Here is a 13,050-nt window from a genome sequence, read left to right as displayed (position 1 = left end):
CGCGCCGCCGACTGACGCGGCGCATCCCTTTCCCTTGGGCGGCAAGCACCGGCTGCGTCGTGCTGTGCCCGCTCGCGTGACAGGATCAAACATCCATGCAAGATCGCCACGGGCACGAAGCCCATTTCGGCTGGTTCCATCGCCGTCGTAAACACCTCAAGCCCGACGACCTGACCATCGTCGACCAGGCCATGTTGAAACGTGCCGTGGGTGCTGCCGCGCTGGGCAACGCCATGGAGTGGTTCGACTTCGGCGTCTACGGCTACCTGGCCGTCACCCTGGGGCACGTGTTCTTCCCCGGCAGCAGCCCCACGGCGCAGGTGATCGCCACCTTCGCCACGTTCACCGTGGCGTTCCTGGTGCGCCCCATCGGTGGCCTGGTGTTCGGCCCGATGGGCGACCGCTTCGGGCGGCAGAAGGTACTGGCGGCGACCATGATCATGATGGCAGCGGGCACGTTTTCGATTGGCCTGATTCCCGGTTACGACGCCATCGGCCTGTGGGCGCCGGCCTTGCTGTTGCTCGCGCGCCTGTTGCAGGGCTTTTCCACGGGCGGTGAATACGGCGGTGCAGCCACCTTCATCGCCGAATATTCCACCGATGCACGCCGCGGGCAGATGGGCAGCTGGCTGGAGTTCGGCACGCTGGGCGGTTACATCGCCGGCGCGGGCGTGGTTACCGCGCTGACCACCCTGCTCAGTGCGGAGCAGATGCTCGACTGGGGCTGGCGCGTGCCGTTCCTCGTCGCCGGCCCGCTCGGCCTGCTTGGCCTCTATATGCGCATGAAGCTGGAGGAGACACCGGCGTTCAAGGCGCATGCCGATGCCATGGAAGCGGCCGGCGACGCCTCGCGCGTGTCGCTGAAGGAGCTGGTCTCGGTGCATGGGCCGCAGCTGCTGAAATGCATCGGGCTGGTGCTGGTATTCAACGTCACCGATTACATGCTGCTGACGTACATGCCCAGTTACCTCACGGTGACGCTCGGCTACAGCGAGGCCAAGGGCTTGCTGTTGATCCTCATCGTCATGCTGGTGATGATGCCGCTGAACGTGGTGGGCGGTTTCTTCAGCGACCGCCTTGGGCGTCGGCCGATGATCATCGGCGCGTGCGTGGCGATGTTCGTCCTCGCCATCCCGTGCCTGTGGCTGGTGGGCACCGGAAACGACTGGCTGATCTTCGCCGGCCTGATGGGTCTGGGCGTGGCCCTGGTGTGTTTCACCAGCACGATGCCCGCCACGCTGCCGGCGTTGTTCTACACGCCGGTGCGCTACAGCGCGCTGTCGATCGCGTTCAACGTGTCGGTCTCGCTGTTCGGCGGCACCACGCCGCTGGTTACCGCGTGGCTGGTGGAGCGCACGGGCGATCCGCTGTTGCCCGCCTACTACCTGATGGGCGCGTCCGTGATCGGACTGGTCACCATGCTGTTCGTGCGCGAAACGGCCGGCATGCCCTTGCGCGGTTCGCCGCCGGCGGTGGCCGATCATGCCGAGGCGACGGAACTGCTGGCCGGCGACGCGCCACTGACGGTGGACGAGGCCTTGCCGTCGGTGCCCGAGCGCGCTGTGATCGAAGGTCACGCCGCGTGACATGACGTGACGTGCGATCCTGCGCGTCTTCGTCCCCTCGGTGGCACTGTCCATGGTCTATGTCGTCCTCGCCATCGCGTTCAGCGTGGCCGTTTCCATCCTGCTGAAGCTGGCGCGGCGTGGCCAGGTCGACATGGTCCAGGCCGTGGCCACCAACTACGTGGTGGCCGCGGCCCTGGCCTGGCTGCTGCTGGATGCCCGTCCGGACGCCGCCATCGCCGCGCCGGCCACCTATGCGCCGCTGCTCCTGCTCGGCGTGTTCCTGCCCGCCATCTTCCTCATGCTGGCCCGCTCGGTGCGCGCCGCAGGCATCGTGCGCACCGACGTGGCGCAACGGCTGTCGCTGGTGATTCCGCTGATCGCCGCCTTCGCGCTGCTGGGCGAACCCGCCACGACGCGCAAACTGGCCGGCATCGCGCTGGCGCTGGTAGCCGTGGTCTGCGTGATCTGGCGGCGCGATCGCGGCGGCTTCGAACACGGCAGCATGGGCGGCAAAGCGGACGGCACTACGGCTCGCGCGGGTTGGCTTGCACCCCTGGCGGTGTTCACCGGCTTCGGCGTGATCGACCTGTGTTTCAAGCTGCTGGCCAAGGCCGGTGCGCCGTTCGCCAGTGCGTTGCTTGTGTCGTTCCTGATCGCCATGGTGCTTTGTTGGCTGGTCGTCGTCGGCCGCGCCATCGCCGGCGCGGCGGTCTTGTCGTGGCGGAGCATCGGTTTCGGCGTCGTGCTGGGCGCGGCTAACTTCGCCAACATCCTGTTCTATGTGCGCGCGCACATCGCCTTGCCGAACGATCCGTCGCGGGTGTTTGCGGCGATGAACGTGGGCGTGATGGTGCTCGGCGCGCTGGTAGGTGCGCTGGCGTTTCGCGAGAAGCTGTCGTGGATCAACTGGGGCGGATTGGTGGTGGCGCTGGGGGCGATTGCGGTGATGGCGGGCTGATCGCCGCACGATACGGTACGCGTGGATCGCCCACATCGTGGGCTTCTACAACCGTCGTAGCGGGCGGGCGGGCTCGGCGTAGAAGCGCACGCATGTGCGCGACATGTTTTCGCGTCGATCCATCGGGTTCACGCGCCAGCCTGAAGGCACGGCCTCAACACATGTCGCGCACGTGCGTGCGCTCCTACCGCACTACCGGGAACCTCAGCGCTTGGGGGCGTGAACCAACTGCGCCGCCTCGCGCGCCAGGGCTTCGATGGCCGCCCAATCGGACGTCGCGAGAAGCTTGGCGGGCGTGAGCCACGAGCCACCCACGCACACGACATTGGGCAGCGAGAGGAAGTCCGGCGCGTTGGCCAAGCTGATACCGCCAGTAGGACAGAAATGGATCTGCGGCAGAGGGCTGGCCCAGGCGCCGATCAACTTCGGGCCGCCGGCCGGTACGGCGGGAAAGAACTTCTGGAAGCGATACCCGCGCTCCAGCAGGGCCATGGCTTCGCTGGACGTAGCCGCACCAGGCAGCAGCGGCAGCTCGTGGTCGTCGGCGGCATCGAGCAGGCGGGGCGAACTGCCGGGCGACACGGCAAACTTCGCGCCGGCCTTGAACGCGTTCTCGAGATCACGCGCGGTCAGCACGGTACCCACGCCGACGAAGGCGCCTTCCACTTCCGCGGCGATCGCCCGCACGGCGTCCAGCGCCGCCGGCGTGCGCAGGGTGACTTCGATGGCGGGAACCCCGCCGGCCACCAGCGCGCGCGCCATGCCGACGGCCTTTGAGGCGTCCTCGATGATGACCACCGGCACCACGGGTGCCAGGCGCAACGCGGATTCGACACTCTGTTGCTTCGCTTCGTTGCTCATCAGGTACTGCTCCGTTGAATCAGAAGACGCCGGCACCGAGGTCGGCCGTGACGGCGGACTGACGGAACATGGCGAAAAGTTCGCGACCCATGCCGGTGTGGTGCACCGCCAGGTCGATCTGTTCGGGGACGCGGCGTTCCCACTCGTCCGCGGGCACCAGCACCTCGATGCTGCCGGCCAAGGCATCCAGTCGCACCAGGTCGCCCGTGCGGATGCGCGCGATGGGGCCACCGGCTTCCGCCTCGGGCGTGACGTGGATGGCCGCGGGCACGCGACCCGAGGCTCCGGACATGCGGCCGTCGGTCAGCAGGGCAACACGGTGGCCGCGATCCTGCAGCAGGCTGAGCGTCGGTGTCAGCTTGTGCAACTCGGGCATGCCCCGGGCCCGCGGACCCTGGAAGCGCACCACGGCGATGAAATCGCGATCCAGCTCACCGCGGTCGAACGCGGCTTTGACGTCGTCCTGTTCGTCGAACACGATGGCCGGCGCCTCGATCACCATGCGATCGTCCGGCACCGACGACACCTTGATGACACCGCGGCCGACGTTGCCCTTGAGCATGCGCAGACCGCCGTCGTGACGGAACGGCTCCGCCATCGTGCGGAGCACGCCACGGTTGCCGCTTTCCTTCGACACCGGCTTCCAGGTCAGCGTGTCGCTTTCCAGCACCGGCACCTGGCGGTAGGCGTCCAGGCCCTGACCCATGATCGTGTTGACGTCGCCATGCAGCAGACCGGCGTCGAGCAACTGGTCCATGAGGAAGGCCATGCCGCCGGCATCGTGGAAGTGGTTCACGTCGGCGTAGCCGTTCGGGTACACGCGCGCCAGCAGGGGCACCACGGCGGACAACGCGTCGAAGTCGTCCCAGCGCAGTTCCACGCCGGCCGCGCGCGCGATGGCCACGAGGTGGAGCAGGTGGTTGGTCGAACCGCCCGTGGCGTGCAGGCCGATGACACCGTTGACCACGGCGCGCTCGTCGACGATGCGGCCGATGGGGCGATAGTCGTCGCCCAGGGTGTCGATCGCCAGCACGCGCGCCACCGTGGCGCGGGTCAGCGCGTCGCGCAGCGGGGTATCCGGTGCCTCGAAGCTGGCGCCCGGCAGGTGCAGGCCCATGATCTCCATCAGCATCTGGTTGGAGTTGGCGGTGCCGTAGAAGGTGCACGTGCCCGAGCCGTGGTACGAGCGGGCCTCGGCATCGAGCAGCTCGGCACGCGTGGCCTTGCCGGCGGCGAACGCCTGGCGGACCTTGGATTTTTCTTCGTTGGGAATACCCGACGGCATCGGACCCGACGGCACGAACGCGCTGGCCAGGTGACCGAAACTCAGCGCGCCGATCAGCATGCCCGGCACGATCTTGTCGCAGATGCCCAGGTACAAGGCGCCTTCGTACATGTCGTGCGACAGCGACACCGCGGTGGCCATGGCAATCAGGTCACGCGAGAACAGCGACAGCTCCATGCCCGGACGGCCCTGGGTCACGCCGTCGCACATGGCCGGCACGCCACCGGCCACCTGTGCCGTGGCGCCCAGCGTGCGCGCGGCCTGCCGGATCAGTTCGGGGTAGCGCTCATAGGGCTGGTGGGCCGAGAGCATGTCGTTGTACGAGGTGACGATCGCGATATTGGAGGCGTGGCCGTTGCGCAACGCGTCCTTGTCGTTCTCGCCGCAGGCGGCGAAGCCGTGGGCAAGGTTGCCGCAGGACAGGTGGTGGCGCTTCGCGCCCTTGCCGCGCGCGGCGTCGATCCTGGCCAGGTAGGCGGCGCGCGCTACACGGCTGCGCTCGACGATGCGCTGCGTCACCTCGGCGACGATGGGATGGATGGTCATGGCATGTGTCCGGAGCGGCGAGGTGCCGCGCGATGATCGCGCGGCGATTTAACGATGATCAGGCTGCCCAGTAGATATCCACCGGGACGCGATCCTGCGTGAGCACCGCGGCGATCGGCAGGTCCGCACCGGCCTCGGCCTTGGCCAGCACGTCCTTCTTGTCGGCGCCTTCGATGTGCAGGTAGAGCGTTCGCGTATCGAGCAGGCGCGGCAGGCTGAGGGTGATGCGTGGTTCACCCGCGCCCTCGGCACGCATGGACAGCACGCTTTGCGTGCCCTTCAGGTCGAGTGCCTCGGCCAGTTGGTCGCCACCGGGGAAGAACGAGGCCGTATGGCCGTCCGGACCCATGCCGAGCACGACCACGTCGAACGGCTTGCCGAGTGCATCCACACGCTCGCCCACGGCATCCAGCGCGGCGTCCACGTCGTCGGCGTGCGACTTGTCGAACAACGGCAGGAACGCCGCCACGTGGGCCTCGTGCCGGATCAGGTGATCCTTGACCAGAGCGGCGTTGGAGCGCTCGTTGTCCTCATCCACCCAGCGCTCGTCGACGAGCGTGATGGTGACCTTCGACCAGTCGATCTCCTGCTGGGCGAGTACGGCGAACATCTGCTTCGGCGTGCTGCCGCCGGACACGGCGAGGCTGGCCTTGCCGCGCGCCTTGACGGCGGTGTCCAGCTTGCCGGCGATGTCCCGGGCCAGTTGGTCGGCCAGGGTGAGCTTGTCGGCGAAATCGTGCTTGTGGATCGTGGCGTTCATGCTGCGTCCTCGGCCCAGGTGCGGCCATCGCGTTCGATGAGCGCCACGGCGGCGCTCGGACCCCAGGTACCCGCGGTATACGGCTTCGGCGTGTCACCGCCGGCTTCCCAGGCGTCGAGAATGGGACCCGCCCAGTTCCATGCCGCTTCCACTTCGTCGCGGCGCATGAACAGGGTGGGGTTTCCACGCACGACATCGAGGATCAGCCGTTCGTAGGCGTCGGGCTGCTGCACGCCGAACGCCGCCGCGAAGCTCATGTCGAGCGGCACGTGGCGCAGGCGCAGGCCACCCGGACCCGGATGTTTGATGGTGAGCCACAGCTTGACGCCTTCGTCCGGCTGCAGGCGCAGCGTCAGGCGGTTGGGCAACAGCGCACCGTTGGTGGGATCGAAGATGGAGTGCGGCAACGCACGGAACGTCACCACGATCTCCGAGACCCGGCTGGGCAGGCGCTTGCCGGTGCGCAGGTAGAACGGCACACCCGCCCAGCGCCAGTTGCCGATCTCCGCCTTGAGGGCGACGAAGGTCTCGGTGCGCGACTGGTCGCTGCCCAGTTCGTCGAGGTAGCCCCGCACGCCCTGGCCTTCGGCCGCACCGGCGCGGTACTGCCCGCGCACCGTCAGCTGGGCGGCGTTGCTGGCGTCGATGGGGCGCAGCGAACGCAGCACCTTGAGTTTCTCGTCGCGCACGGCGTCCGGCGCCAGCGACGACGGCGGCTCCATGGCGAGCATGCAGACCAACTGCAGGATGTGGTTCTGGACCATGTCGCGCAGGGCGCCGGCGCGATCGTAATAACCCGCGCGATGGCCGACGCCGACCGTCTCGGCGACGGTGATCTGCACGTGGTCGATGTGCTGGGCGTTCCACAGCGGCTCGAACAGGGCGTTGCCGAAGCGCAGCGCCAGCAGGTTCTGCACCGTCTCCTTGCCCAGGTAGTGGTCGATCCGGTAGGTCTGCGATTCGTTGAAGACGCGGGCCACGGCATCGTTGATGGCGTTGGCGCTTTCCAGGTCGCGCCCGATGGGTTTTTCCAGCACCACGCGCGAGCGTGCGCCGTTGAAGCCCAGGGCGCCGAGGCGCTGGCAGATGTCGGTGAAGATGTCCGGCGCGGTCGACAGGTAGAACACGCGGATGTGGTTGGGCTGCACCTGCATCAGGGCAGAAAAGTCGTCCCAGCCTTCTTCCTTGCGTGCATCCAGCGAGAGGTAGCCGACCATGGCGATGAACGCCTCGAGCTGGGCGGGGGCGACATGGGTGACGCCCTGCTCGACCGAACCGCGCACCAGGTCGCGGTAGCCGGCATCGTCCAGGCCTTCACGGGCGACGCCGAGAATGCGGCTGCCGGGCTGGATCTGGCCATCCACGAAACGCTGGTACATCGCAGGCAGGAGCTTGCGCACGGCCAGGTCGCCGGTGCCGCCGAAGATAACGAGGTCGAAGGGTTCGATCGGGAGGAGTTGGGCGCTCACGACAGTGGCCTTTGCAAAACGGGAGGGTGCCGGAGGATCGTACCAGTGACATACCAGGACGTACCAGCCCCGTACCAATCGGCGCGACATTTCGCCTCGGAAGATCGGCGCGCCAGCGGCGCAAACGTTTACGTTGCCGATTTGGATCGTGCAAACAGTCGTTTGAATCCAAAGGGTTTGTGAGACGCGCGAATGAGTCTTGCCGCAGTGGTTGTGGATTGGTATCTTCCCGGCATGGAAACCGCCCTCGTCGCCGAGTACCAGCGCCTGCAGCACGACCCGGCCGCCCGGCAACCGCTGGCGTACATGCGCCTGCGCCGGGCGATCCGCACGGTGATCGAGAACGGCGAGGTGCAGGTCGGCCACGCACTGCCCAGCGAACGCGACCTGGCCAGGGCCCTCACCCTGTCCCGGGTCACCGTGCGCAAGGCCATCGGCGGGCTGGTCGAAGATGGCCTGCTCACCCAACGCCACGGCGCCGGCACTTTCGTATCCGAACGCATTGTCAAGCCGTTGTCGCGGATGACCAGCTTCACCGAGGATCTTCGCGCCCGCGGGCTCAACCCGCGCTCGGAGTTCTTCGAGCGGGCCATCGGCGAGGTCACCCCGGAGGAAGCCATGGCGATGAACCTCTCGCCCGGCACCCAGGTGGTCCGCCTGCATCGCCTGCGTTACGCCGGCGACGAGCCCCTGGCGATCGAGCGCAGCGCCGTGCCGCTCAGCCTCCTGCCCGACCCCAGCCTGGTCGAGGATTCCCTCTACGAAGCGCTCGACACGCTGGGCAATCGGCCGCGGCGCGCGCTGCAACGCCTGCGCGCGGTGGTGCTGGGCCCGGCCCAGACCCGGCTGCTCCGGCTCGGTGCCGGCAGCGCCGGCCTGAACATCGAGCGGCGTAGTTTCCTCGACGACGGCCGCATCGTCGAATTCACCTGTTCCTGGTATCGCGGGGACATCTACGACTTCGTCGCCGAACTGCAAAGCGACTGACGGGCACACCACTTCTATGACCACCCAGCCGCAAGACACCCTGATGTACCGCGAAGCGCACGAGACGGCCGAGGTAGTCGAACGGCAACTCGCCCTCAACGAAGGCGTGATCGGCGCCCTTGCCGACCGGCTTCGTGCCCAGCCCCCGCGCATGGTCATCACCTGCGCCCGCGGCAGTTCCGACCACGCGGCGATGTACGCCAAGTACGTGTTCGAAACCCAACTGGGCGTGGTGACCGCATCGGCCTCGCCGTCGGTCACCTCCATCTATCACGCGGCACAGCGCCTCGATGGCGCGCTGTACCTCGCCGTTTCGCAGTCGGGCAAAAGCCCCGACCTGGTGCGCAACGCGGAGGCCGCGAAGAAGGCCGGCGCCTATGTGGTCGCCCTGGTCAACGTGGTGGATTCCCCGCTGGCCGACGTGGCGGACGTGGTGGTGCCGCTGCACGCGGGCCCGGAAACCAGCGTCGCCGCGACCAAGAGCTACCTGGGCGCGCTGTTCGCGATCCTGCACATCGCCGCCCGCTGGAGCGGCCGCGCCGAGATCGCCGACGCCATCACCGCCCTGCCCACGCAGCTTCGCCAGGGCTGGGACGCGGACTGGTCGGCACTTACCGAGGGCCTGGTCGATGCGCACAACCTGTTCGTGGTCGGCCGCGGTTTCGGCTTTGCCGGCGCGCTGGAAGCCGCGCTTAAGTTCAAGGAAACCTGCAACCTGCACGCCGAGGCCTTCAGCGCGGCCGAGGTGAAGCACGGCCCGATGGCCCTGGTCGGCCCGCATTTCCCCGTGCTGTTCTTCGCGCAGAACGACGATACGCTGCCCGGCGTGCTGGAGATCGCGGCGGAGTTCCGCAAGCGCGGCGCCAATGTGTGGATCGCCGCACCCGGCGCCACGGGCGAGGGCGTGCTGCCCCTGGTCGCCACCGCGCCCATCGCCGCACCGCTGATCACCGTGCAGAGCTTCTACCGCGCCACGGCCGCGCTGGCGCTGGCACGCGGTTTCAACCCCGACGTGCCGCCGCACCTCAACAAGGTCACCGAGACCGTCTGACCTCTCGCCCCACGTATAGGAATTGCCATGACCATCGCCCTCGTCAACGGCCGTGTGCTGACCGATAACGGCTTCCAGGGTGGCTTTGCCGTGCTGGTCGACGGCGGCACCATCACCGGGCTGGCCTTGCCGTCCGATCCCCGCGTGCGCGCCGCCGAGCGTCACGACCTCGGTGGCCGCACGCTGCTGCCCGGTTTCATCGATTGCCAGGTCAACGGCGGCGGCGGCGTGCTGTTCAATGACGTGCCCACCGTCGACACCATCCGTCGCATCGGGCAGGCGCACGCGAAGTTCGGCACCACCGGCTTCCTGCCCACCCTGATCAGCGACGATGCCGCGGTGATGGCGAAGGCCATCGATGCGGTGAACGACGCGGTGGCCCAGGGCGTGCCGGGCGTGCTCGGCATCCACCTCGAAGGCCCGTTCATCGCGCCCGAGCGCAAGGGCGTGCACGATCCGGCCAAGTTCCGTATCGCCGACGCCGACGACGTAGCCATGGTCGCCCGGCGGCACGGCGGCGTCACGCTGCTCACGCTGGCGCCCGAGCGCGCCTCGGCCGCGGTGCTGCAACAGCTGGTCGCCCACGGCGTGATCGTGGCGGCCGGCCACACGGCCGCCGACTACGACACCACCCGCCAGGCCCTGGCGACCGGCGTGCGTGGCTTCACGCACCTGTTCAACGCCATGACGCCGTTCACCAGCCGCGAGCCCGGCGTGGTCGGCGCCGCGCTGGAAGACGCCGCCAGCTGGTGCGGCCTGATCGTCGACGGCCACCACGTGCACCCGAGTTCGCTGCGTGTCGCCATCGCGGCCAAGGCGCCGCAGAAGATGATGCTGGTCACCGACGCCATGCCACCCGTGGGGTCGGACGATCCGAACTTCGTCCTGAAGGGCGAGACGATCACCGTCCGCGACGGCGTCTGCCAGACGGCCGACGGCACGCTGGCCGGCTCCGCGCTGGACATGGCCACCGCCGTGCGCAACACGGTGGAGATGGTTGGCGTGGCCTATGACGAGGCGGCCCGCATGGCCTCCACCTATCCGGCCGCCTTCCTCGGGCTGGAAGCCACCCACGGCCATATCGCGGCGGGCTATCGCGCCGACTTCGTGGTGATGGACGACGACCACACGGTGGCCGAAACCTGGATCGGCGGCGAGCGCGTCTACGCCGCCTGATCCGTCGCCCCGCACTGGCTCGCTTCCGCGCGGGCCAGGCGTTAACATTGCGTTGTTCGGGTGTCCCCGCCGGCCTGAAGCGGGCGGGGATGAAACGGGAAGCCGGTGCGCCACACATGTGGCAAGGCCGGCACTGCCCCCGCAACGGTAAGCGTGAGGAGCCGCCCAGAACGGCTCCATCCACCGGCCACAGCCACTGCGCAAGCGGGAAGGCGCCGGTGCGATGCCCTCGGGCCAGCGCGAGTCCGGAGACCGGCCCGATCGGCGAATCCTGCGCTTTTAAGCGCGGGCGCCGTCCCGTTATCGGCGATTCGCGGAGGGCGAATCCGGACAGTCATCCGGGTGTTGCCCGTGGTGCCGTTCGTCGTTGTGTCCTCCCGCGCGCCTGTTGAGGCTACGCATTGCCGCACCAGCGGCGGAGGAAACCCGTTCCATGAAGAAAACCCTGCTCGCGACGGCCCTGCTGTCGACGATCGTCGCTGCCCATGCGGCCGACGCACCCAACGGCACCCTCGACCCGGTGGTGGTCACCGCCAACCGCGCGCCCACGCCACTGGACGAAGTGCTGGCCCCGGTCACCGTCATCAGCCGCGAGGACATCGAGCGCCTGCAGCCCCGCAACGTGCAGGACCTGCTGGCCGGCCTGCCCGGCGTGACCATGACCAACACGGGCGGCCTGGGCCAGCAGACCTCGCTCTTCATGCGTGGCAGCAACTCGGCACACACGCTGGTGCTGGTGGACGGCGTGCGCGTGGGCACCGTGGGTGCCGGCCTGCCCGCCTACGAGCAGCTGCCGGTCGAGCAGATCGACCATATCGAGGTGGTCCGTGGCCCGCGCTCCAGCCTGTACGGCTCGGATGCCATCGGCGGCGTCATCCAGATCTTCACCCGTCGCGGCCAGGCCGGCGAAGCGCCCACGCCCAGCCTGTCGATCGGCGGCGGCAGCCACGGCTACACCGCCGGGCAGGTGGGTCTCTCGGGCGGCACCACGCATGGCTGGTACAACGCCAGCCTGGGCGGCCAGTACACCGCCGGGATCAACGCCTGCCGCGTTGGTGCGGCCGACGCGTTCAAGGGCTGCTTCACCGACGAGCCGGACCACGACGCCTACCGCACCTACAACGGTGCGCTCTCGGGCGGCTACCGCTGGGACAACGGCACCGAACTCACCGGCAGCTGGCTGCGCAGCAAGGGCGACATCGAATACGACGGCGATTTCCAGAACCTGACCCGGCGCTCGCAGCAGGTGGCCGGCGCCAAGCTGGCGTTCGACGTGATGTCGGCCTGGCGCATGTCGGTCAGCCTGGGCCAGAACCAGGACCGCGCGGACAATTACCTCAACGGTACACAGAAGAAGTACTACGACGGCCTCGGCAACCTCGTCACCGGCGCCGACAAGGTGCGCACGGGTTACCTGTACTCCAAGCGCAACCAGGCCTCCTGGCAGAACGACATCACGCTGGCCGCCGGGCAGACGCTCACCGCCGGCGTCGATTACCAGCAGGAAAAGCTCGACAGCGATACGGCTTACCTGAAGGACACCCGCAACAACACCGGTGTGTTCGCGCTGTACCAAGGCGTGTTCGGCCCGCACGAGATCCAGCTGTCCGCGCGCCACGACCACAACACTCAGTTCGGCAACCACACCACCGGCTCGGCCGCCTATGGCTACCGCTTCGACGACGGCATGAAGATCACGGCCTCGTACGGGACCGCCTTCCATGCGCCGACCTTCAACGACGTGTACTACCCGTATGGGTTTACCGGGCAGCCCGCACCGGAACTCAAGCCGGAGACGTCACGCACGGCGGAGATCGGGCTGTCCAGCCGTCCCGGCATCTGGACCTGGGCGGTCAATGCCTACCAGACGCATGTCGACGACCTGATCGGCTTCGACCCCCTATTCGTGCCGATCAACGTGAGCAAGGCGCGCTTGCGCGGCGTCGAAGGCCAGGTGGGTGCCGACCTGGATGGCTGGCACGTGCGTGGCTACCTGACGCTGCAGCAGCCGCTGGACCTCGACAGCGGTACGGAGAAGCACAACCTGCTGCCGCGCCGCCCCCGTCGTACCGGCCGGGTAGACCTGGACAAGGACCTGGGTGCGTTCACGCTCGGCGGCTCGGTCTACGCTTCGGGCTACAGCTACGACGACGCGCTCAACAACACCCGCCTCGGCGGCTACACGACAGCCGACGTGCGCGCCACCTGGCACCTGGACGATGCCTGGAGCGTGCAGGGCCGCGTCGCGAACGTTGCCGATAAACGCTACGAAACGGCGGCGTACTACAACCAGCTGGGCCGCACGTATTACCTGACCCTGCGCTTCTCGCCCCTGCGCTGATCCGGCCCGCCGGCGGCTCCCGCCGGCAAACGGGGTACCCCTGCCTTC

Annotated in this window: 10 protein-coding genes and 1 riboswitch; of the genes, 6 read left to right on the top strand and 4 right to left on the bottom strand. The window is 68.1% G+C overall.

Features of this window, described 5'->3' with window-relative positions; all coding sequences use genetic code 11:
- The first annotated feature begins 95 nt into the window (after positions 1–95).
- Together proP and FA89_RS05180 are read left to right on the top strand one after the other, a co-directional pair.
- Positions 96–1,586, top strand: a complete 1,491-nt coding sequence (gene proP / locus FA89_RS05185; RefSeq protein WP_036138874.1) for a glycine betaine/L-proline transporter ProP — start codon at positions 96–98, stop codon at positions 1,584–1,586.
- A gap of 52 nt (positions 1,587–1,638) precedes the next feature.
- Positions 1,639–2,526, top strand: coding sequence for an EamA family transporter (locus FA89_RS05180; RefSeq protein WP_036138871.1), 888 nt, complete (start codon positions 1,639–1,641; stop codon positions 2,524–2,526).
- Positions 2,527–2,730: 204 nt separating this feature from the next.
- Here the strand turns inward: FA89_RS05180 and eda are convergent, their stop codons facing one another.
- From eda to zwf, 4 genes are read right to left on the bottom strand one after another with little or no spacing between them, the layout of a single operon-like run.
- Positions 2,731–3,387, bottom strand: a complete 657-nt coding sequence (gene eda, locus FA89_RS05175; RefSeq protein WP_185754232.1) for a bifunctional 4-hydroxy-2-oxoglutarate aldolase/2-dehydro-3-deoxy-phosphogluconate aldolase — start codon at positions 3,385–3,387, stop codon at positions 2,731–2,733.
- A 19-nt stretch (positions 3,388–3,406) separates the two neighbouring features.
- On the bottom strand, positions 3,407–5,218 hold the full coding sequence (edd, locus tag FA89_RS05170) for a phosphogluconate dehydratase (protein ID WP_036138867.1): 1,812 nt from the start codon (positions 5,216–5,218) through the stop codon (positions 3,407–3,409).
- A 58-nt stretch (positions 5,219–5,276) separates the two neighbouring features.
- On the bottom strand, positions 5,277–5,978 hold the full coding sequence (gene pgl, locus FA89_RS05165; protein ID WP_036138865.1) for a 6-phosphogluconolactonase: 702 nt from the start codon (positions 5,976–5,978) through the stop codon (positions 5,277–5,279).
- Positions 5,975–7,447 carry a glucose-6-phosphate dehydrogenase gene (gene zwf / locus FA89_RS05160; protein WP_036138862.1) on the bottom strand — a complete coding sequence of 491 codons (1,473 nt, stop codon included), beginning with the start codon at positions 7,445–7,447 and terminating at the stop codon, positions 5,975–5,977. The genes pgl and zwf overlap by 4 nt, the downstream gene beginning before the upstream one ends.
- 234 nt (positions 7,448–7,681) lie before the next feature.
- Here zwf and FA89_RS05155 point away from each other — a divergent pair, with 234 nt between their 5' ends.
- The 4 genes from FA89_RS05155 (at position 7,682) to FA89_RS05140 (ending at position 13,002) form a co-directional block, all read left to right on the top strand.
- A complete protein-coding gene (locus tag FA89_RS05155; protein WP_036138859.1) occupies positions 7,682–8,434 on the top strand; it encodes a GntR family transcriptional regulator in 753 nt (250 codons plus the stop codon).
- A gap of 16 nt (positions 8,435–8,450) precedes the next feature.
- Positions 8,451–9,485, top strand: a complete 1,035-nt coding sequence (locus tag FA89_RS05150) for an SIS domain-containing protein (protein WP_036138857.1) — start codon at positions 8,451–8,453, stop codon at positions 9,483–9,485.
- 27 nt (positions 9,486–9,512) lie between these two features.
- Positions 9,513–10,661 carry an N-acetylglucosamine-6-phosphate deacetylase gene (gene nagA, locus FA89_RS05145; protein ID WP_036138854.1) on the top strand — a complete coding sequence of 383 codons (1,149 nt, stop codon included), beginning with the start codon at positions 9,513–9,515 and terminating at the stop codon, positions 10,659–10,661.
- Positions 10,662–10,702: 41 nt separating this feature from the next.
- Positions 10,703–10,936, top strand: a riboswitch (cobalamin riboswitch).
- 158 nt (positions 10,937–11,094) lie between these two features.
- Positions 11,095–13,002, top strand: a complete 1,908-nt coding sequence (locus FA89_RS05140) for a TonB-dependent receptor domain-containing protein (RefSeq protein ID WP_036138851.1) — start codon at positions 11,095–11,097, stop codon at positions 13,000–13,002.
- Positions 13,003–13,050: the final 48 nt, after the last annotated feature.

The sequence above is a fragment of the Luteibacter sp. 9135 genome, from assembly GCF_000745005.1.
Classification (GTDB): Bacteria; Pseudomonadota; Gammaproteobacteria; order Xanthomonadales; family Rhodanobacteraceae; genus Luteibacter.
The sequence above is the reverse complement of the archived record's forward strand: the minus strand, read 5'-3'. Positions and strand labels throughout refer to the sequence as shown.